Raw genomic sequence first — 18,649 nt, forward strand, 5'->3', positions numbered from 1 at the left:
CATGAACAGCAAGATTTCAGACGCTCAAAACTTTTTAGACTTAAACGGCCTTAATAACATTCGTGTTCAGTCGAATAAAAATGATGCGGGTGAGAAAAAGGCCGCTTTAAAACAAGCTGCTCAACAGTTTGAAGCGATCTTTATGCAGATGCTGTTAAAAAGTATGCGTAGCGCTCAAGAAGTTTTGGAGTCAGATAGTCCGTTTAATTCACAGTCAACAAAGTTCTACCGTGACATGCATGATCAGCAATTGGCTGTAGAACTTTCAAGTAATGGCTCTCTTGGGTTGGCCGAATTGATTGAGCGCCAACTAGGCGGAGGCACTGAAGATTTCACGCCTCAATCACTCTTTAAAGCCGGCGCGATTAATCCGTTAGCAGAGCAAAAAAGTGCTGAGCCTTTGGTGATGCCTAAGTGGCGTCAAAATTCTGCCATCAATAGTAATACTGATAATAAAACATCGTCAGATGTTCAACAGCCAGATGAATTTAAAACACCTGCTGACTTTGTTCATGCGATGACTGAGCCGGCTAAAATGGTTCAACAAAAATTGAAATTGCCATTTGAAGTGGTTATCGCTCAAGCGGCTTTAGAAACGGGCTGGGGTCAAAAGATCATCAAAGACTCACAAGGAAAAAGCTCTAACAATCTATTTAATATCAAGGCTGACAAGCGTTGGCAGGGTGAAAGTGCCCATAAAGATACGTTAGAGTTTGAACAAGGATCGATGATCAAGAAACGCGAACCATTTCGTGTATATGGATCTATCACAGACAGTGCAAACGATTACGTAAATTTCCTAACATCAAATCCAAGATATCAACAAGCTTTAGAGCAGGTTGGCAATGTGGAACAGTTCCTGCATAACCTACAAAGTGCTGGATATGCGACGGATCCTAACTATGCCAATAAGATCTTAGGCACCTTAAAAACCGTCACCAGCATCGTTAATAAATAACAATGTGCCTTTGGTAAGGCTATGCAGGAGTTACGGTTATGTCGGTCAATTTATATAATACTGGAGTTAGCGGGCTTTTAGCCGCGCAGCAGCAGCTGGCGACGACTGGCCATAACATTGCAAACGTTAATACCGAGGGATATAACCGCCAGCGCGCTGAACAAAATACTTCTACGGGACTATTTTTTGGCGGTAACTTTATTGGCTCTGGTACTTATGTAGAAGACGTGACTCGAATCTACAGTGAGTTTTCATATAAAGAGCAGCTTTATAATCAAAGTAACTTAGGCTTTTCAAATACCCTTCACCGAGACCTAGACCAATTAAATGAAATTATGACCTTTAGCGGTTCTTCTATTTCAGGTTCTATTGAAAAACTATATAGCACCATGAACGGTATTGCCGATAACCCGAGTGATTTGGGTTTGCGCAGCATTGCATTAAGCCAAGCCGAAATTCTTGCTGCTGACTTTAACGCTCTCAATACCACTATTGATCAATTAGAGTCTTCTGCAAATGGTGAAATTGTTCAGATCGCCAGTCAAATAAGCGAGATAAGTGTTGAGATAGCGAAAATAAATGATCAAATCTTGCAGGGAAAAGAGCTTACTGTTAGCGGTCAACCCAATGATCTTTTAGATCGTCGAGATCAACTTGTTAGCGAACTTGGCGAGTTTACTTCAGTTAATACGGTTGTCGATCAAAACGGTGTGATGACCGTCATGATTGGTGGCGGCTCAACTTTGGTCGCGGGAATCACTCCACTTACTGTTAGTGTTAATGCTGGCGATCCAGATCCGAAACAAACTGAGCTTAGACTTGTAGGTCCTAATGGAGACGTTGCTTTAAGCACAAAATCTATTGGTGGTTCGCTAGGTGCGAAATTTGAGTTTCGAGATGAGCATCTAGCAAAAGTACGCAGTGAGGTAAATCGCTTAGCCATGGCTATTTCCGAAACAATGAACTCGGGACAAGCAGATGGCTTAGATTTGAATCAGCAGCAAGGCTTAGATCTTTTTACCGATATTAATTCAACGGCCTTGATGCAATCTCGTGTATTAGCACCACAGTCAAACGCCGGTACAGTGCAAGCAAGTGTCGAAATTACCGATGTTTCGCTTTTACCTTCTGATGAATTTCAAGTGGAGTGGGATGGTACTGACTATCAAATGACCAACCTAACGACAGGTCAAACAACCACGCTACCTGCTACACCACCGAGTTACGATACAGGGTTGGGATTTTCATTTAACATAGATTCTGGAACACCAGCGACGGGAGATACGTTTTTAATTCGCCCTAATGAAAATGGTGCTTCATTAATGAGTGTCACGCTAAAGGATCCTTCAGGGATCGCTGCCAGTACTCCTGTTGGTGTGATAACATCAGATAATAACGTCAGTTCTGGCGCACTCAATATTGTTAATGTTGAAGATCCTGAAGCCGCACGTACTTATGTTTCAACGACTAATAATGGTATTACTGTTGATGTTTACGAAAGTGCACCAGGCACATATACCTATAGGTTGTTTGATACTGCTCTAGCGGCCGCTGCACCACCAGCGCCACCAATTCTTGATACAGGTACTTTCGCTGCTGGATCTACGGCAGTTGTAGATTTACCACCTGCGCCTGCAGCCATGGCTTTTCAGATAGAAATTAGTGGTGACCCAGTTGGTCAAGGCTCCTTAGCTCGCGAAGAATTTTACTTAGAAGATGCCTTTGGTATTGGTAACGGCGCCAATGCCACTCTGATGTCGTTAACGCAAGAGCAAGGTATCTTAAATGGAAGTCAAGAAACCTTCTCTCAAAATCTGGGTATTACTACCGCCACTGTCGGTTCAAAAGCTAAGTCAGCAGAGTTAGTTGCTGACACAGCAGACGCTTTATACACCCAAGCTTATAACCGAAATCAAGAGATCTCTGGAGTGAACTTAGATGAAGAAGCGGCAAATATGCTGAAGTTTCAACAAGCGTATCAAGCTTCTTCAAGAATAATCTCAGTTGCTAACGAAATTTTTGACACCTTATTGGCCGCGGTATAGGAGAGCTATAAATGAGAGTTTCAACCGCACAGTTTTATTTTCAAAATAGTAATCAGTTAAGTGAGAAGCAATCTAGCGTAAATGATCAGATGAAATACATCTCATCTGGAAAAAGAGTACTGACGGCAAAAGATGATGCGGTCAATTATGGTACTTTGGCGGGTTATAAAGATGAAATTGCCAATATTGAAAAGTATCAGCGCAATATCACACAAGCAGAAAATAGAAATAGTTTACTCGATACGTCGTTTGGTAACGCTGAACGCATTCTTCAAGAAATAAAAACGACATTTATTCAAGCAAACAACGGTACTTTATCAGATGCTGACCTAAATGCGTTGGGAGAGATTTTAAAAGACGGGCAAGATCAATTACTTGATATTGCCAATACTAAAGATGAAACCGGTGGATACATTTTTTCCGGGTATCAGATTGATAAACAACCGTTTAACCTTCAACCTGATGATACCGTTACTTACGCTGGTGACAGTGGTGAACGCAGTGTTCAAGTGGCGAAAAATATTCTTGTGGAAACTAATATTCCCGGTGATAGAGCCTTTGAACAAGTAGCAAATCATTTAGGCGACTTTTCCCCAACCTATAATGTCAACGGTGGCGGACTCAATATTACTAATGCCATTATTCAAAATCCTGGCGCTTACGATCCTGCAACTAATCCACCTGACTACAATTTTGATTTTACCTCGGCAACCGATTTAACCGTGCGCGATGCTAATGGCGTTACCGTTTTCAATACAAATACTTATACGCCGGGGCAAGTGATTTCCTTTAACGGCATAGAAGTACAAATAAACGGCAACCCTTTGCCGGGTGACAACATTGACATTACCCCTGAAGAAGAAATAGGGATTTTTGACACAATAAAAGCGGCAATAGATTGGATCGGTCAAGGGCAAAGTGTGGCAGATCCTCGCCAGCATGACATTGACTACGGCGAAATATTAGATCAGTTAGACGCAGCGTTAAATCACATTACTACACAGCGAACAGAAGCAGGTGTAAGACTTCAACTTATTGATAATCAAGATAATAATCATCAGGACGCCTTGATAAATATAGAAAAAGGCCGATCGAATATTGAAGATTTAGATTTTGCTAAAGCAATTGCCACCTTTGAGCAGTCGCAAGTAGCGCTGCAGGCGGCTCAGCAGACCTTTGTACAAATTAAAGGGTTAACTTTATTTAACTATATTTAGGCCAAAATTAACTTTGGCATCATTGTTGCTTTTTATTCAAGTGACAAAATTTTGAAAGTGGTTCCTAGAAAGTGTTGTTATCAGCAATAGAACCACAACCTATAACTAGGAGATGATAGCAATGGCATTAGTCGTAAATAGTAATATCGCATCTTTGAATGCACAACGTCAGTTGACACGTTCGACTGATGATCTTCAAACCAACTACCAACGTTTATCGTCTGGTAAGCGTATCAATAGCGCTAAAGACGATGCGGCGGGTTTACAGATTTCAAGTCGTTTGACTGCGCAAATAAATGGCTTGAACCAAGCAGCACGTAACGCAAATGATGGTATTTCTTTAGCACAAACGGCTGAAGGTGCGTTAGATGAGTATACTAATGCGCTACAACGTATGCGTACGCTTTCGGTTCAGTCTTCTAACGGTTCAAACACCACGTCTGACCGTTTGGCTCTAGATGCCGAATATCAGCAATTAGCGGTAGAGCTTACACGTATTTCACAACAAACAGAATTTGGTGGCGTTCCATTGTTGAATGGTTCTTATCAAGAAGGCTTCCAAATCGGTGCTGATGCTGGGCAAATCATTACTTTATCAATTCCTGTTAACTTCTCAGCTGCAGGTGTAGCTTCAGGTGTTAATGTAAATATTAGTACGTTCTCTGGTGCGCAGTCTGCGATTACTTTAATAGACAGTGCATTGGCGGAAGTTACAGGTGTTCGTGCTGACCTCGGTGCGAAGCAAAACCGCTTTAGTTCAGTAATTCGTTCAAATACGAATACTGCAGAGAATGTATCGGCTTCACGCTCTCGGATTGAAGACACCGATTTTGCATCTGAGTCTGCGGCATTAGCTAGAACATCTGTATTGCAACAAGCGTCAAGCTCAATGTTAGCGCAAGCCAACCAGCAACCTCAAATAGCGTTATCGTTACTGCAGTAACGTAAATTATTTGCAGCAAGATCAAAAAAAAGCCTCATTAGAGGCTTTTTTTGATCTTTTTTATTTCTTGTAAAACAAAGCTTTAAATAGGAAATTGCAAATATTAATAAAAAAAAGGAAAAAAAGTTTAAAGTAAAAAAAATAAGTGCCGATAAGTTAACCAAGAGGCGCTAATACACTTTCTTAAATGCCTCGAAAATTAAGTAACAGATAAGGGGTGTGCCCCGGAGGCTTAAATCATGGCATTAGTAGTAAACAGTAACGTAGCATCATTAAATTCACAACGCCAATTAGCGCGTTCTACTGAAGACTTACAAACAAACTATCAACGTTTGTCATCTGGTAAGCGAATCAATAGTGCGAAAGATGATGCGGCAGGTCTACAAATTTCTTCGCGTTTAACAGCGCAAATCAACGGTCTTAACCAAGCATCTCGTAACGCTAACGACGCTATTTCATTAGCACAAACAGCTGAAGGTGCGTTAGATGAGTATACTAATACGCTACAACGTATGCGTACGCTAGCTGTACAATCTTCTAATGGTTCAAACACAACGATTGACCGTTCTGCATTGAACTCAGAGTACAATGAATTAGCGAAAGAGCTTAACCGTATTTCTACTCAAACTGAATTCGGTGGTGTAGAGCTTCTTAATGGTTCTTACCAAGAAGGTTTCCAAATTGGTGCGGATGCAGGTCAAACAATTTCAATTGTTATTTCTCAAAACTTTGCAGCTAACTCAATTGCTTCAGGTGTAAGTGTTGCTATCAGTACATTCTCTGGTGCTCAATCAGCAATTACGCTAATCGATAGTGCATTATCTGCAGTTAACGATGTTCGTGCTGACCTTGGTGCTAAGCAAAACCGCTTCAGCTCAGTAATTCGTTCAAACGATAATACAGCTGAAAACTTATCGGCATCACGTTCACGTATCGAAGATACTGACTTCGCTGCTGAAACAGCAATGTTAGCACGTAGTAGTGTACTTCAGCAGGCATCAAGTTCGATGCTAGCTCAAGCTAACCAGCAACCACAGATAGCTTTATCACTACTATAGTAAAATTAGGCTAAACTTGTGATAAGATTAAATGACACTCGCCTTAGAGTGTCATTTTGATTTAAAGATATTGGAATTAGGAGGCAAAATGGCGACTAACAGTATTGCAGATAAATTTGCAAGTGGTGCTTTCTCTGAGTTCAATTCCCCCTTAGCCGGTCAATCGACTGACCCAAATCAAATTGAAAACTCCACTACTAAAAAAGTAGCTGATGTAACTGCCGAAGAACAAGCGAAAAAGCTTGAAGAAAAAGCAATTGAAGAAAAATCTGAACAAACAGAAGAAGCTGAGCTAGACGAAGCTATTGAGGTTGTTTCAGACTTTTTGAATATCACTTCACGCAGTGTTAACTTTCAACTACATGATGAAAGTGAAAAAACCGTCATTAAAGTTTATGACAACGATACAAAAGAGTTAATTAAACAATTTCCGTCTGAGGAAGTGTTGGAGATTGCTAAGCGAATTGTTTCTCTTCGTGAAGATGTTGGTAGAAAAACTGGTATACTTCTTGATGAGAAAGTTTAGGAAGAACGAATTTTGCACGTTTGATTTTTAAAAAGAGGTTCGCATGAATGTAACATCTGCAGGTATTGGATCTGGATTAGATCTTGAAGGTATTATTGAAGCCTATATAAACGCAGAAGCGATTCCTCAAGAAATTCGCTTACAAAAAAAGGAAGATCGTTTAACAACAGAGTTATCTGGTGTTGGTTCTTTCAAGTCAGCATTGTCTAACTTTGAAACCGCTCTAAATAAACTTGAAGATTTAGAAGACTTTAATAAACAAGAAATCAGTTTATCTAGTGAAGATGATATATCTGTTACTACTAATGGTTATGCAAGTAACGGTAGTTTTACGATAGAAGTTCAGCAACTCGCCACTGGGACACGCTCCGAATCTAATCTTTTTAGTTCTTCATCAGATACTCTAGGTGCTGGTAGTGGTGGCAACTTAACTTTTTCTGTTAATTCAGGTGCTGATGAGCAAACTTTTGACGTTGCTATTGCTGAAACAGACACACTTTCTCAAATACGTGACAAAATTAATGAACAGTCAGAAAATTTTGGTGTAGTTGCAAACGTTATCACCACTGATGCTGGTACCTTTTTGTCGTATACGTCCTCAGTCACAGGTGCTGCTAACGAACTGACTGTGACAAACGATAATGCGTTACTCGATGATATATCAACATTTGCTAATACCAACATTAAGCAAAATGCGGATGATGCTGAGATTCTTATCGATGGCAACTTAGTGTCAAATGACACCAATGAGTTCAAAAATAAAATTGAAGACGTTACGATAACAGCTAAAGCAGAAAACATCGGTAATCCTACAACACTGACGATTTCTCAAGACGAAGAAAATGGTGATAAGTTAGTGCGCAATTTTGTCAGTGCTTATAATTCATTAGTTAATACACTGGATACGTTAAGCAATCCTGAGAGTGGTCCGCTTGCATTTGATGCGAACGTGCGAACACTGAAATCGCAATTAACTGATGTCGTTACCTCTGCGATTACAACGGGAACAGGTGACATTGACTCTCTAGATGACATTGGTGTTACTTTAGATCGAAACGGAAAACTAGAGATTTCTTCTATTGGTATAGGTAGCTTACCTAGTGGTTCTGAAAAGCTAGCTGACCAACTTGCAAATAATTTGAATGATGTTGGCGAGCTTTTTGCATCGGATGACGGTATAACTGCTCAATTGAATACTTTGATTGAGAGTTATAATGGAAGCGATGGAACGTTAACTGAGCGAAAGAGTCTGCTAAGTGCTGAAATTAAAGGCATTGCAGACGAATACGAAGCATTAGAGACAAGGTTAAGAGATTACGAAGATACTTTACGGTCTAAGTTTTCATTCTTGGATTCGACTGTTTCTTTCTATAATGCTACGAGTGAATGGTTAACATCAGCCCTGAAGCTTCCTACGAGTAGTAATAACTAACAGATAGGAGTACAACTCATGAGACAGAATTTAAAAGCTTACAAAAAAGTTAATATAGAAAGCTCGATATTGTCTGCTGATCCTCATCAAGTCATCGTAATGATGTACGATGGCTTATTAGAAAGTATCGCTCAAGCAAAAGGTGCAATAGAGCGTAATGATCTCGATGCAAAATCAAAATTAATGACCAAAGCAGTCAACATTTTGACGGCGTTACAAAATGCACTTGATAAAGATTCACAACCTGAAATTTCAAACAATTTCGACGTTTTATACGGTCACTGCATTACAATTTTAAATGACGTAAACCTATCGCTTAATGTAAAAGGCATTGATGATGTCCACGGGTTTATTGCGCCTTTACGTGACGCATGGAAGTCTATCCCGCAAGCAGATAAAGAAGAAGGCTTGGAGCTGCTGCGTCAAAAAAACCATGAACAAGATACTGCTGTTGGAATATAGCGTTTTTTAGTCGCGTTTAAATTCACATGCATCGTTTGTCCTCCGATATCGCGGCTATTGAAAAGCTCAATAGCCAAATTGCATCCTTTGTAAAAGAGGGCGACTATGAAGCACTCTCTACTATGGTTCCTAAACGATTAACCATGCTAAAGGCTTTGGATGAAAAAGTAAGGCAGCTTGACTATACCGATGAAGAAGCTAATGCATTTAATGCGTTGCTAACGCGTATTGAACAAGACAATGCTATTCAGTTGCCTATTATCAGCCAAGCCCGTAAGGATGTCGTCGCTTCTAGGGTCAATATAGATAAAGGGCGAACAGCTGTAAATTTGTATAATAATATCTCAAAGAGCTAGACAAACTGTTTACTTGTTTTCGCATCCATACTATAACTGCGTTATATAGAAAATGGTTTATCAATCAAGTAAGTAGTCTATGAATAACTGTTACGCTTTAGTTACCGGAGCTGATGGCTTTATCGGTTCGCATTTAGTTGAGTTACTCGTCAAACAGGGTTTTCGTGTTAGAGCCTTGGTACAATACAACTCTTTTAACAATTGGGGTTGGTTAGAAGACGTCAATTGTTTGGATAAAATAGAAGTTGTCAGTGGTGACGTTCGAGATCCTTTTTTCTGTAGAGAAATAACTAAAGATATTGATATTGTTTATCATCTGGCCGCATTAATCGCTATTCCTTATTCCTATATCGCACCACAAAGTTATGTAGAAACTAACGTTTCGGGTACGCTAAATATGTGCCAAGCCGCGTTAGACAATGGTGTAAAAAGGTTTATTCATACATCTACTAGTGAAGTATATGGAACTGCTCAATACGTTCCAATCGATGAAAAACACCCTTTACAGGCTCAGTCGCCTTACAGCGCTTCAAAAATTGGCGCAGACGCAATGGCGATGAGCTACTTTAATGCGTTTGAATTGCCTTTAACTATTGCCAGGCCTTTTAATACTTACGGTCCAAGACAATCTGCAAGAGCGGTTATACCAACTATTATTACTCAAATAGCCAATGGCGAGAAAGTTATCCGATTGGGCGATGTGTCGCCAACAAGAGACTTTAATTTTGTGACAGATACTTGTCGAGGATTTTTAGCTTTAGCAGCGAGTGATAATACTGTAGGTCAAACAATAAATTTAGGGTCCAACTTCGAAATTAGCGTAGGTGATACCTTAAATCTGATCAAAGATATCATGCAAAGTGATGTTAAATTTGAAACAGAAGAGCAGCGGATTCGCCCAGAGAAGTCGGAAGTTTTTAGGTTGTGGTGTGATAACGGGAAAGTGAGAGATTTAACTGGGTTTGAGCCTCAATTTTCGTTACGCGACGGATTAGCTGAAACAGTTAACTGGTTTACTAAGCAAAGTAACCTAGCTAAGTACAAACACCACATCTATAACGTTTAAGAGAATCAGCATGGCCCGGAAAATAGCGGTATTTACAGGAACTAGAGCTGAATATGGCTTGTTATTTCCATTAATAAACATGTTAAGTGCTTCTCAAGAAGTAAATTTACAGTTATATGTCGGTGGAATGCACTTATCGCCTGAGTACGGTTATACCATTTCGCAAATAGAAGAGGACGGTTTTGATATAACGGCCAGGTTAGAGTTTTTGTTGTCTTCTGGCTCGCCACTGGGTGTTAGTAAGTCGATGGCATTGGCACAGATGGCTGCGGCAGAAGCGATTGCAATTCATCAACCCGATATAATCGTATTACTAGGTGATCGTTTTGAATCATTAGCAATTGCCCAAGCAGCAATGATAGCGCAGATCCCGATAGCACATATTCATGGAGGAGAACTTACTGAAGGGCTAATTGATGATGCTGTTCGTCATTCTATTTCCAAAATGTCACATTTTCATTTCACTGCTTGTGAGCAATATCGCCATCGTGTGATTCAACTAGGAGAGCAACCTTGCACGGTATTTAATGTTGGTGCTCCTGGCTTAGATAATATAAGAGAAATGGAGCTTCTAACGCTAAGTGAGTTACAAGCGAGTGTTGACCTTCCTTTATCAGACGATTTTATTTTAGCGACCTATCATCCTGTTACTTTGGCTAAAGGTGGTGCGCTAATCGCACTGAAAAACATGCTAGTTGCGCTGGAAAAATTAGAGCACCAAGTACTGATTACTTACCCTAATGCAGACACATTTGGCACCAGTTTAATAGAGTTATTAAAAGACTATCAAACGCGATTTCCTACCAAGTTTTTGTTAACGCAGTCGTTAGGCCAACTTCGATATTTATCTGCAATGAAACACTGCAAAGCTGTCATAGGGAACTCTTCTAGCGGCATTATTGAAGCGCCTTCGATGAAAGTTCCTACGGTAAATATTGGCAATAGACAAAGAGGTAGAATATCTGCGGACAGTGTGATTGATTGTGAAGAATCTCAAGAAAGTATTGCAAATGCGATTACTCTAGCGTTATCGGACGAGCATATTAAATTGACTAAAACAATAATTAACCCATACGGTGATGGTCAATCCAGTCGTAAAATAGCAGAAATATTAAAAACTGCGCCGTTGGATAATATTTTGCAGAAGCGGTTTTATGACCTTGAATCATCCACTTAAAATCATCTTCATTGGCTGTGTAGAATCTAGCGCCACATTACTAAATACTATACTCTCAGAATGCCAAGCTTTCGCGAATGTTGTGGGTATAGTATCTAAATCATCATCAGCCTTTAATACAGATCATGTTAATTTAATACCGATGGCACAGCGCCATCATGTTTCTTATTTAGATTATACGGGTAATCAGTCAGAGCTTTTAGATTTTATAAAGGACAGTAAAGCTGATGTTTGCTATTGCTTTGGTTGGAGCCAACTTTTACCAGAGAAAATATTAAACGTAACCAAGTACGGTGTTATCGGTTTCCATCCTAGTAAATTGCCAGAAAATAGAGGCCGTCATCCAATAATTTGGCCTTTAGTACTTGGTATGAATGAAACCGCTTCGAGCTTTTTTCAAATGGATGAAGGAGCGGATTCAGGGCCGCTTTTAAGTCAAGTGTCTATCAACATTTCTCAAAATGACGATGCGCAAAGCCTTTATGATAAAGTTCTTGATGTTGCACAAGAGCAAGTGAAAATTTTTACACAAGCATTGGCGCACAATACTGCTCAGTTTTTACCACAAGATCACAGTAAAGCGACTTACTGGCGGAAAAGAACAGCTAAAGACGGCCTAATTGATTGGCGAATGTTGAGCCAAGATATTGTTAACTTAGTGCGGGGACTGGCAAAACCTTATGTTGGCGCAGAGTTTATACATAAAAATATAGTGGTAAAGGTTTGGCAAAGCCAGGTTGCCGAAGGTACTTATAACAAAGCGACAATCCCCGGCACCGTTTTGGCAGTTGAAGTACAAGGCCTTCAATTATTAGTGACAGTAAAGTGTGCAGGTGAGTCTGCTGTGTCGATTACCTTAGACATTGAGAATACGCTTCCTGAATTTCAAATAGGAGATACACTATGAAGAAACAAGTGTTGGTAGTTGCGCCACACCCCGATGACGAAACACTTGGGTGCGGAGGGAGCTTATTACGTCACAAACATCTTGGGGATGATATTCATTGGTTGATTGTTACCAGTATGACTGAAGAATGTGGCTATAGTGAATCACAAGTGGAAAAGCGTAAACAAGAAATTGTGCAGGTGGAAAACGCGTATGGTATGGCATCGACACATACTTTAAAGTATATGCCAGCTGGATTAGACAAGGTTCCAACTGGTGACTTGGTCGCTGCATTAAGTAAGGTAATACAAGAAGTAAAACCCGCAATCGTCTACATCCCATACCGTTATGATGTTCACAGTGATCATAAATCGTGTTTTGATGCGACAATATCGGCTACAAAGCAATTTAGAGCGCCTTTTATTGAGAGTATCCGAGTTTACGAAACTTTGTCTGAAACAGATTTCAACTTAAATCCTATCCATACTTTTTCGCCAAATTTATGGATAGATATCTCAGACTTTATTGAAGAAAAGCTGCGAATTATGGAGATCTTTTCCTCAGAATTAGGTGACTTCCCATTTCCGCGCAGTATTCAAGCACTAAAAGCACAATCTCAGTTAAGGGGAAGCCAAATAGGGGCTGAATCTGCGGAAGCTTTTATGTTGCTTAAGGACGTACAGCGATGAGCAAAACCTTGGTGATAGCCGAAGCCGGTGTTAATCATAATGGCTCTTTAAAATTGGCCTATGAACTTGTTGACCAGGCAAAATTAGCAGGCGCAGATATTGTTAAGTTTCAAACTTTTGTCACTGAAGAGCTGGTGACAAAAGATGCCGAGCAGGCTCAGTATCAAGCCAAGAATATAGGCGCAACATCGACTCAGTATGAGATGTTGAAAAAATTAGAACTGAGTTTTGAAGAACACAAGCTTTTACAGCGTTATTGTCAAGAAAACAGCATTACTTACTTATCGACCGCATTCGATTTGAAAAGCCTGGCTTTCTTAGTTGACGAACTTAAACTTTCCACCTTAAAAATACCATCTGGTGAAATTACCAATGCGCCGTATTTACTCGCGCATGCTCAAACTAAAAAACCGTTAATTTTGTCGACTGGTATGGCTAATATTAATGAGATTGAAGATGCTTTAGCTGTTATTGCTTTTGGATTACTTAGTGCAAATATGCCAACTAGTCTAGAAGATTGTTATCAGGTATACGGTACTGAAGAAGGGCAGATAGCTCTACAACGAAACGTTACTTTACTTCATTGTACAACTGAATACCCTACGCCTCTATCTGATGTTAATTTGTTAGCGATGAAAACAATGGCTGATCATTTCTCATTACCTGTGGGCTATTCAGACCATACTGCAGGCATATTAGTACCGAGTTTGGCGGTGGCAAATGGTGCAAGTGTTGTTGAAAAACACTTTACTTTATCAAAAGAGATGCCAGGCCCAGATCACAAAGCATCGTTGGAGCCTGCTGAATTAAAAGCCATGATAGAGCAAATTCGAGAAACTGAACTGGCTCTCGGTAATCCAACTAAACAGGCATGTCAGAGCGAAAAGAACAACAAACAAGTGGTTAGAAAAAGTATAGTAGCCGCTAAAGATATTAGTGAAGGAGAGGACTTTAGTCTTGATAATATCGCGATTAAACGGCCTGCTTTAGGCAGATCGCCTATGCGGTACTGGCAAACACTTGGTCAAAAAAGTCCACGGAGCTACAAAAAAGGTGATTGCATTGAAGAATAACGTGCAGTTTGGAATGTTACTTGCTGCTATTCTTTATCTGTCAAAAAGTTAGCGGGTAAGTTTATGAAGCATAACTGGCGAGATATATTAATCCCCCCTCAAACTAGTTTAGAGGAAACAATTAGCGTTATTGATAAAGGTGCCTTAAAAATGGCACTTGTAGTTGATCAACAAGAAAAACTTTTAGGTGTAGTGTCTGATGGAGATATTCGCAGAGCTTTGATTGCTCATAAGACGATGGATACTCCTATATCAGAGGTTATGAATGACGCCCCCCTTACTGCTAAACCTTCCACTAATAAGCGGAAATTATTAGATTTAATGCACTCTAAAGGGCTTTTGTCTGTTCCTATTGTCGATGATGGCGTGCTGGTTGGATTGGAAACTCTGCAGAAAATTACTCAAAAGCCTTCATTTGATAATCCCGTATTTTTGATGGCTGGTGGTTTTGGTACGCGTTTACGCCCGTTGACTGACAATTGTCCCAAGCCTTTATTAAAGCTTGGCGAAAAGCCTATTTTGGAAACCATCCTGGAAAGTTTTATCGCCAGTGGTTTTCATCAATTTTACATTTCTACGCACTACTTACCTGAAGCCATTCGAAATCATTTTGGCGATGGTAGTAAGTGGGGTGTCGATATTTATTACGTCCATGAAGAAACGCCACTTGGAACTGGGGGGAGTTTAGGGTTATTACCTGATGACTTACCGGACTTACCGATAATTATGATGAATGGCGATGTATTAACAAAAATTGATTTTGCACAACTTCTTGCATACCACAATGAAGAAAACCCTATTTGTACCATGTGCGTCAGAGAAGATGAGTATCAAATTCCATATGGTGTAATTAAAGCTGATGGGAATAAAATCACTGATTTAGTTGAAAAGCCAACCCAGAAATATTTCATAAATGCTGGTGTCTATGTGGTCAGTAGAGAGCTTATTGGCCGTGTTCAGAGCCAGCAACGAGTTGATATGACCGACTTAATTGAACAAGCGATAAATCAAAACAATTTTGTCGCGATGTTTCCTGTCCACGAGTACTGGTTAGATATCGGAAAAATGGTGGACTTTTATCAAGCACAAAAAGATGTCATGCAAGGCGGTAACTTTGGACAATAAGAAAGTATTAGCGATAATTCCTGCAAGAGCTGGGAGTAAAAGGTTACCAAATAAAAATAGTAAGCCATTGCATGGCAAGCCGTTGATCCAGTGGACCATAGAAGCCTCTCAACAAAGCAGGTTTATTGATGACTTACTTGTAACCACAGACAGTGTAGAGATTGCCGAGCTGTCGAAGTCACTGGGGGCATGGGTGCCTTTTATTCGACCTGCGAAATACGCTGACGATACGGCAACAACGGTAGACGTTGTTAAACATTGCTTGGCATTTGTAAATGAGCAAGGTAAGCATTATGACTATGTGATTGTTTTACAGCCTACATCCCCGCTCAGAGATGTAAAAGATATAGATGCGTCGTTATCCTTATTGTTTGAGAAAAATGCAGATGCCGTGATTAGCGTGTGCCCGTGTGAACACCCTCCACAATGGGCTAATACACTCGATGACAACTTAGGTATGGATAACTTTTTATCGACTTTTTTAAAGGAAAATACCCGCAGCCAAGATCTTCAGCCCCATTATCGGCTTAATGGGGCCATTTATATCGTAGACACGAAAAGGTTTTGGCAAGAGAGTAATTTCTTCTTAACTTCTAATATTTACGCTTATGTAATGAATACAGATCGCTCGGTAGATATTGATAACTTGATAGATTTTAAGTTAGCAGAAATTATGATGACTGAAAATTTGGTAGATACCGAGTAACAAGGAATAGGTGAATACATTGAAAAACCAACCTTTTTTTATTTTTGGACCGCAGAAAAGTGGTACCACGCTGTTAACAACCATTCTTACACAGAATCCTGAAATTAGAATTGCGACAGACTCTGTTTTTCTTAACATGTTTTCTGGCTGGTTGAACGAGAAGCTTGTGGATTTATCGGTTACCTACCATAAAAGCGTAGATGATTACGTGCTAGGCAACGGAGTTAATCCTGATGTGTTAACTACTGTACCTACTTATGATGACGTGAAGTGGTTTATATCAACTATGTACAACCGCTACTTTGCTGTTAGCACTCAGCGTTTGCAAAAGTTATTGCAAATGAACGAAGATCCGGAACGTATCCAGTTTCTTCGCTCTGAAGAGTTGATTCCATATACTCATGGTCAATCTGTTGATCCCGTTCCTCTTTTTATGATTTCGAAAGAAAATGGTACTTGGCGCGACTTGTTTAATGAAGTGATTAGACAAATCGCAGATGCACCTTTTGAGCAACCACTCGATGAAGAGCTGGCACTTTACGGTGAGAAAACGCCTGGTCATATTCGATTTGCTGAATTAATTGATAAAGCCTACCCCACTAGTCCATTTTTGTTTGTGATACGTAACCCTATCGCTAATATTGCTTCTTATTACAAAAGAGATAATTCTGGGTTTGGTATAGGCGGTAAAAATGATTTAACCCAGGCGATTAATACTTACGCAAACTATATCAACCCTTTTATCAAGTTTTATCAAAAGCGTCCTTATCGTTTTGAAATTATGCGATACGAAGATCTTGTTGCAACACCTGAGCCAGTAATTGAAAGGCTTTCGCTTATTCTTGGTAAAGAATTTAAAGGTGTAGATCACGAGTTGTCGCCAACAATTAAGCAAGACTATGTGGGAACTAAAATTGATCCAGAAAGGGAGAAAAGTGCCTACAGTATTTTATCTCTAGAGCAACAGAAGCATGTGATGGAAGCCTTTTCATTTATATTTGAAAACTTTTATCCAGAATTTACTTTGGCAACAGAATAAACTGTTGCCTTTTATTTGCGGTTATTTAAGAGATATTGTTAAAAAGGATAATGGAATCGGCATGATCCCATTTCTAAATATTTTCTCTCCTTGACCATCAAGCTCAGTCCATGTTCGGATAGGGTCAGCTTGTGGCGAAATATCAAATGGCACCATAAACTTCTCAAACGCAAAACTAGCCACTTTTTCATGTTCGTCCAGAAAGTTTGCTACAGATTGTTCAGAAAACAAGTTATATCCTTTATTCCATGGCTCTTGAGTTTTATCACTATATCGCCATTGAATTAATGCATCGACTGGGAAAGGGTTAAATTGACCGACAATGATTAGCGTTCCCTGTTCTTTTGTCACTTCAATGGCTTGGTTAACCGCAATAGTAAAATCATCAAATATTGATAACACACCTACCATAGTGGTGTAGTCAAAACTGTCTTTCCATTGAGAAGGGAGTTGCTCGGCATCGCCTTGAACTGCAGATAATTCCGGGTAGTTTTGCTGAGCTAAAGCAACTAGCTCTTTGTCATATTCGAGCAGTACTTGCTTTTTAGGGGCCAAAGTATGTTGCAGGTAGCCAGCAAGGTCTCCAGATGCACCACCAATATCTAAGCCGCTTAATTCACTTAACTTTTGTTCAGCAAACATGTGTTTTAGTTGACTTGCCAACTTTACAAAAAGGAACTTAGGCTCGGCAGCTTTTTTTTCGTAAACTTCGGTTCTTTTATAAATGCTCTGACTATCTGTCATTGTACTCTCTTATCAATTTTATGAGTTTATTTAGCTAGAATGCTATCGATTATTTTCATCACTGAGAGACTTGCGTCTGGTAATGACTCTTTAGCTTTGTTTTTCATTATTTCTTTGGCGTTTAGTGCTTTAGTTAACATCGGAATAATATCTTGCTTCCGATCTACAGAAAAGATTAAGCCTTTCTCTCCTGACATTGGCATGGTGGTCATCTGAGAATATTCTTGCCACCAAGATATTAAGTCTTCTTCATACCAGAGGAATACACTACTACTTAGTGGCTCTGAGGAAAATTTGTTTAAATACACATTGTCGATACAACAGGTAGAAAAAGCACTCGTGACCAAGTCGCATACGCTGATGCTCGCTTTTATATCAGCATGAGGGTCGAGAAAATATTGGCCTTTTAAATATTGCTCTAAAAGTTGTTGCGTAAATTGCTGCAATTCTTCTGGCTCTTTTGGATGAGGTCGATACTGAAGCTTAAAAGGGTGATGCCAGTTGTTAAGCGCTTTGACAAAATTTTCGATAGTATCCCGATAACCTTGGAGGTCCTGCAATGGCTGGCCATAAAAGCCAACAATTGTTTCATCGTCCTCGATGCCAATTTGATGACGATATTGGTACTTTAACTTAGCCCCATCAATCTGTTCAAATTCCGCATGCTTAAGTGAGCCTATTTCAATATTAACAAGATGTGGGAAACGCTGTTGATTTAAACTTGTTGCTAGGCTGTCTAAAGTGAACACATGTGTTGGTAACGCTTTTGCAGTGGGGTTAAAGTCTCCCCAAAATCCCTGTAAAGCAAAACATTTAATCCTTTTAACGGCAGAAAAAGACAAGGCAACTTCGTCTATACCTATATCAGGACCTGATATGCCAACTAATACAGCGTCGAATGGTTTCTCACTGTGTAAAGTTGCAAGTAGTTGTTCGCTTTGTTGGTCGTTAAAAACATGATAGGCACCTGAAAAATGTTCAAATAAAATTTCTGCGCCTGGAGACTGAGCGATAAGGGTAACATCGATTTTAGGATGGTTTTCTAATGTCGCAATTAAAGGTAAAAATGATAATGCAGTTGCCGGATCTCTCGCTGTTATCAGCAAATGGCATTTATTCTCGGGAGTTTCCATTCCTTCTACCTCTA

At 39.8% G+C, this 18,649-nt stretch carries 19 protein-coding genes; 17 read left to right on the plus strand and 2 right to left on the minus strand.

What is annotated here, in order from left to right; all coding sequences use genetic code 11:
* Position 1: 1 nt before the first annotated feature.
* From flgJ to ACOB80_RS01165, 17 genes are all read left to right on the plus strand, one after another.
* Positions 2–958: a flagellar assembly peptidoglycan hydrolase FlgJ gene (flgJ, locus tag ACOB80_RS01085; RefSeq protein ID WP_473163947.1), complete on the plus strand. Its 957-nt coding sequence runs from the start codon at positions 2–4 to the stop codon at positions 956–958.
* Positions 959–996: 38 nt separating this feature from the next.
* A complete protein-coding gene (gene flgK, locus ACOB80_RS01090) occupies positions 997–3,003 on the plus strand; it encodes a flagellar hook-associated protein FlgK (protein ID WP_473163948.1) in 2,007 nt (668 codons plus the stop codon).
* A gap of 11 nt (positions 3,004–3,014) precedes the next feature.
* Complete coding sequence (flgL, locus tag ACOB80_RS01095; RefSeq protein WP_473163949.1) at positions 3,015–4,220, plus strand: flagellar hook-associated protein FlgL; 1,206 nt, start codon at positions 3,015–3,017, stop codon at positions 4,218–4,220.
* 121 nt (positions 4,221–4,341) lie between these two features.
* Positions 4,342–5,163, plus strand: coding sequence for a flagellin N-terminal helical domain-containing protein (locus tag ACOB80_RS01100; protein ID WP_473163950.1), 822 nt, complete (start codon positions 4,342–4,344; stop codon positions 5,161–5,163).
* Positions 5,164–5,402: 239 nt separating this feature from the next.
* Complete coding sequence (locus tag ACOB80_RS01105) at positions 5,403–6,221, plus strand: flagellin N-terminal helical domain-containing protein (RefSeq protein ID WP_473163951.1); 819 nt, start codon at positions 5,403–5,405, stop codon at positions 6,219–6,221.
* Positions 6,222–6,309: 88 nt separating this feature from the next.
* Positions 6,310–6,747, plus strand: a complete 438-nt coding sequence (locus tag ACOB80_RS01110; protein ID WP_473163952.1) for a flagellar protein FlaG — start codon at positions 6,310–6,312, stop codon at positions 6,745–6,747.
* A gap of 43 nt (positions 6,748–6,790) precedes the next feature.
* A complete protein-coding gene (fliD, locus tag ACOB80_RS01115) occupies positions 6,791–8,179 on the plus strand; it encodes a flagellar filament capping protein FliD (RefSeq protein WP_473163953.1) in 1,389 nt (462 codons plus the stop codon).
* An 18-nt stretch (positions 8,180–8,197) separates the two neighbouring features.
* Positions 8,198–8,641, plus strand: coding sequence for a flagellar export chaperone FliS (fliS, locus tag ACOB80_RS01120; RefSeq protein WP_473163954.1), 444 nt, complete (start codon positions 8,198–8,200; stop codon positions 8,639–8,641).
* Between the two features lie 26 nt (positions 8,642–8,667).
* Entirely contained in the window at positions 8,668–8,997 is a 330-nt protein-coding gene (locus ACOB80_RS01125; protein ID WP_473163955.1) for a hypothetical protein, read from the plus strand.
* Between the two features lie 79 nt (positions 8,998–9,076).
* Positions 9,077–10,063 carry an NAD-dependent 4,6-dehydratase LegB gene (locus tag ACOB80_RS01130; RefSeq protein ID WP_473163956.1) on the plus strand — a complete coding sequence of 329 codons (987 nt, stop codon included), beginning with the start codon at positions 9,077–9,079 and terminating at the stop codon, positions 10,061–10,063.
* 10 nt (positions 10,064–10,073) lie between these two features.
* Positions 10,074–11,240 (plus strand): UDP-N-acetylglucosamine 2-epimerase, encoded by a 1,167-nt coding sequence (gene neuC, locus ACOB80_RS01135; protein ID WP_473163957.1) that lies wholly within the window; start codon positions 10,074–10,076, stop codon positions 11,238–11,240.
* Positions 11,218–12,147: a formyltransferase family protein gene (locus tag ACOB80_RS01140; protein WP_473163958.1), complete on the plus strand. Its 930-nt coding sequence runs from the start codon at positions 11,218–11,220 to the stop codon at positions 12,145–12,147. Before neuC ends, ACOB80_RS01140 begins: the two co-directional genes overlap by 23 nt.
* Positions 12,144–12,815 (plus strand): PIG-L deacetylase family protein, encoded by a 672-nt coding sequence (locus tag ACOB80_RS01145; RefSeq protein ID WP_473163959.1) that lies wholly within the window; start codon positions 12,144–12,146, stop codon positions 12,813–12,815. Before ACOB80_RS01140 ends, ACOB80_RS01145 begins: the two co-directional genes overlap by 4 nt.
* On the plus strand, positions 12,812–13,888 hold the full coding sequence (gene neuB, locus ACOB80_RS01150) for an N-acetylneuraminate synthase (RefSeq protein ID WP_473163960.1): 1,077 nt from the start codon (positions 12,812–12,814) through the stop codon (positions 13,886–13,888). The genes ACOB80_RS01145 and neuB overlap by 4 nt, the downstream gene beginning before the upstream one ends.
* Before the next feature lie 63 nt (positions 13,889–13,951).
* Complete coding sequence (locus ACOB80_RS01155; RefSeq protein WP_473163961.1) at positions 13,952–15,013, plus strand: nucleotidyltransferase family protein; 1,062 nt, start codon at positions 13,952–13,954, stop codon at positions 15,011–15,013.
* The gene (locus tag ACOB80_RS01160; protein WP_473163962.1) at positions 15,003–15,719 is read left to right on the plus strand and encodes an acylneuraminate cytidylyltransferase family protein; all 717 of its coding nucleotides are present in this window, start codon (positions 15,003–15,005) and stop codon (positions 15,717–15,719) included. Before ACOB80_RS01155 ends, ACOB80_RS01160 begins: the two co-directional genes overlap by 11 nt.
* A gap of 10 nt (positions 15,720–15,729) precedes the next feature.
* The gene (locus ACOB80_RS01165) at positions 15,730–16,758 is read left to right on the plus strand and encodes a sulfotransferase family protein (protein WP_473163963.1); all 1,029 of its coding nucleotides are present in this window, start codon (positions 15,730–15,732) and stop codon (positions 16,756–16,758) included.
* A 21-nt stretch (positions 16,759–16,779) separates the two neighbouring features.
* Here the strand turns inward: ACOB80_RS01165 and ACOB80_RS01170 are convergent, their stop codons facing one another.
* Both ACOB80_RS01170 and ACOB80_RS01175 read right to left on the minus strand, forming a co-directional pair.
* Positions 16,780–17,502 carry a class I SAM-dependent methyltransferase gene (locus tag ACOB80_RS01170; RefSeq protein WP_473163964.1) on the minus strand — a complete coding sequence of 241 codons (723 nt, stop codon included), beginning with the start codon at positions 17,500–17,502 and terminating at the stop codon, positions 16,780–16,782.
* Between the two features lie 26 nt (positions 17,503–17,528).
* Positions 17,529–18,635, minus strand: coding sequence for a hypothetical protein (locus ACOB80_RS01175; protein ID WP_473163965.1), 1,107 nt, complete (start codon positions 18,633–18,635; stop codon positions 17,529–17,531).
* Positions 18,636–18,649: the final 14 nt, after the last annotated feature.

The sequence above is a fragment of the Thalassotalea coralli genome, from assembly GCF_055786205.1.

Coding starts and splice junctions, on each gene's coding strand:
- flgJ (WP_473163947.1), top strand. CDS start 2: ATGAACAGCAAGATTTCAGACGCTCAAAACTTTTTAGACTTAAACGGC.
- ACOB80_RS01125 (WP_473163955.1), top strand. CDS start 8,668: ATGCATCGTTTGTCCTCCGATATCGCGGCTATTGAAAAGCTCAATAGC.
- neuC (WP_473163957.1), top strand. CDS start 10,074: ATGGCCCGGAAAATAGCGGTATTTACAGGAACTAGAGCTGAATATGGC.
- flgL (WP_473163949.1), top strand. CDS start 3,015: ATGAGAGTTTCAACCGCACAGTTTTATTTTCAAAATAGTAATCAGTTA.
- flgK (WP_473163948.1), top strand. CDS start 997: ATGTCGGTCAATTTATATAATACTGGAGTTAGCGGGCTTTTAGCCGCG.
- ACOB80_RS01105 (WP_473163951.1), top strand. CDS start 5,403: ATGGCATTAGTAGTAAACAGTAACGTAGCATCATTAAATTCACAACGC.
- ACOB80_RS01110 (WP_473163952.1), top strand. CDS start 6,310: ATGGCGACTAACAGTATTGCAGATAAATTTGCAAGTGGTGCTTTCTCT.
- ACOB80_RS01155 (WP_473163961.1), top strand. CDS start 13,952: ATGAAGCATAACTGGCGAGATATATTAATCCCCCCTCAAACTAGTTTA.
- ACOB80_RS01175 (WP_473163965.1), bottom strand. CDS start 18,635: ATGGAAACTCCCGAGAATAAATGCCATTTGCTGATAACAGCGAGAGAT.
- ACOB80_RS01170 (WP_473163964.1), bottom strand. CDS start 17,502: ATGACAGATAGTCAGAGCATTTATAAAAGAACCGAAGTTTACGAAAAA.
- ACOB80_RS01140 (WP_473163958.1), top strand. CDS start 11,218: ATGACCTTGAATCATCCACTTAAAATCATCTTCATTGGCTGTGTAGAA.
- ACOB80_RS01130 (WP_473163956.1), top strand. CDS start 9,077: ATGAATAACTGTTACGCTTTAGTTACCGGAGCTGATGGCTTTATCGGT.
- fliS (WP_473163954.1), top strand. CDS start 8,198: ATGAGACAGAATTTAAAAGCTTACAAAAAAGTTAATATAGAAAGCTCG.
- fliD (WP_473163953.1), top strand. CDS start 6,791: ATGAATGTAACATCTGCAGGTATTGGATCTGGATTAGATCTTGAAGGT.
- ACOB80_RS01100 (WP_473163950.1), top strand. CDS start 4,342: ATGGCATTAGTCGTAAATAGTAATATCGCATCTTTGAATGCACAACGT.
- ACOB80_RS01145 (WP_473163959.1), top strand. CDS start 12,144: ATGAAGAAACAAGTGTTGGTAGTTGCGCCACACCCCGATGACGAAACA.
- neuB (WP_473163960.1), top strand. CDS start 12,812: ATGAGCAAAACCTTGGTGATAGCCGAAGCCGGTGTTAATCATAATGGC.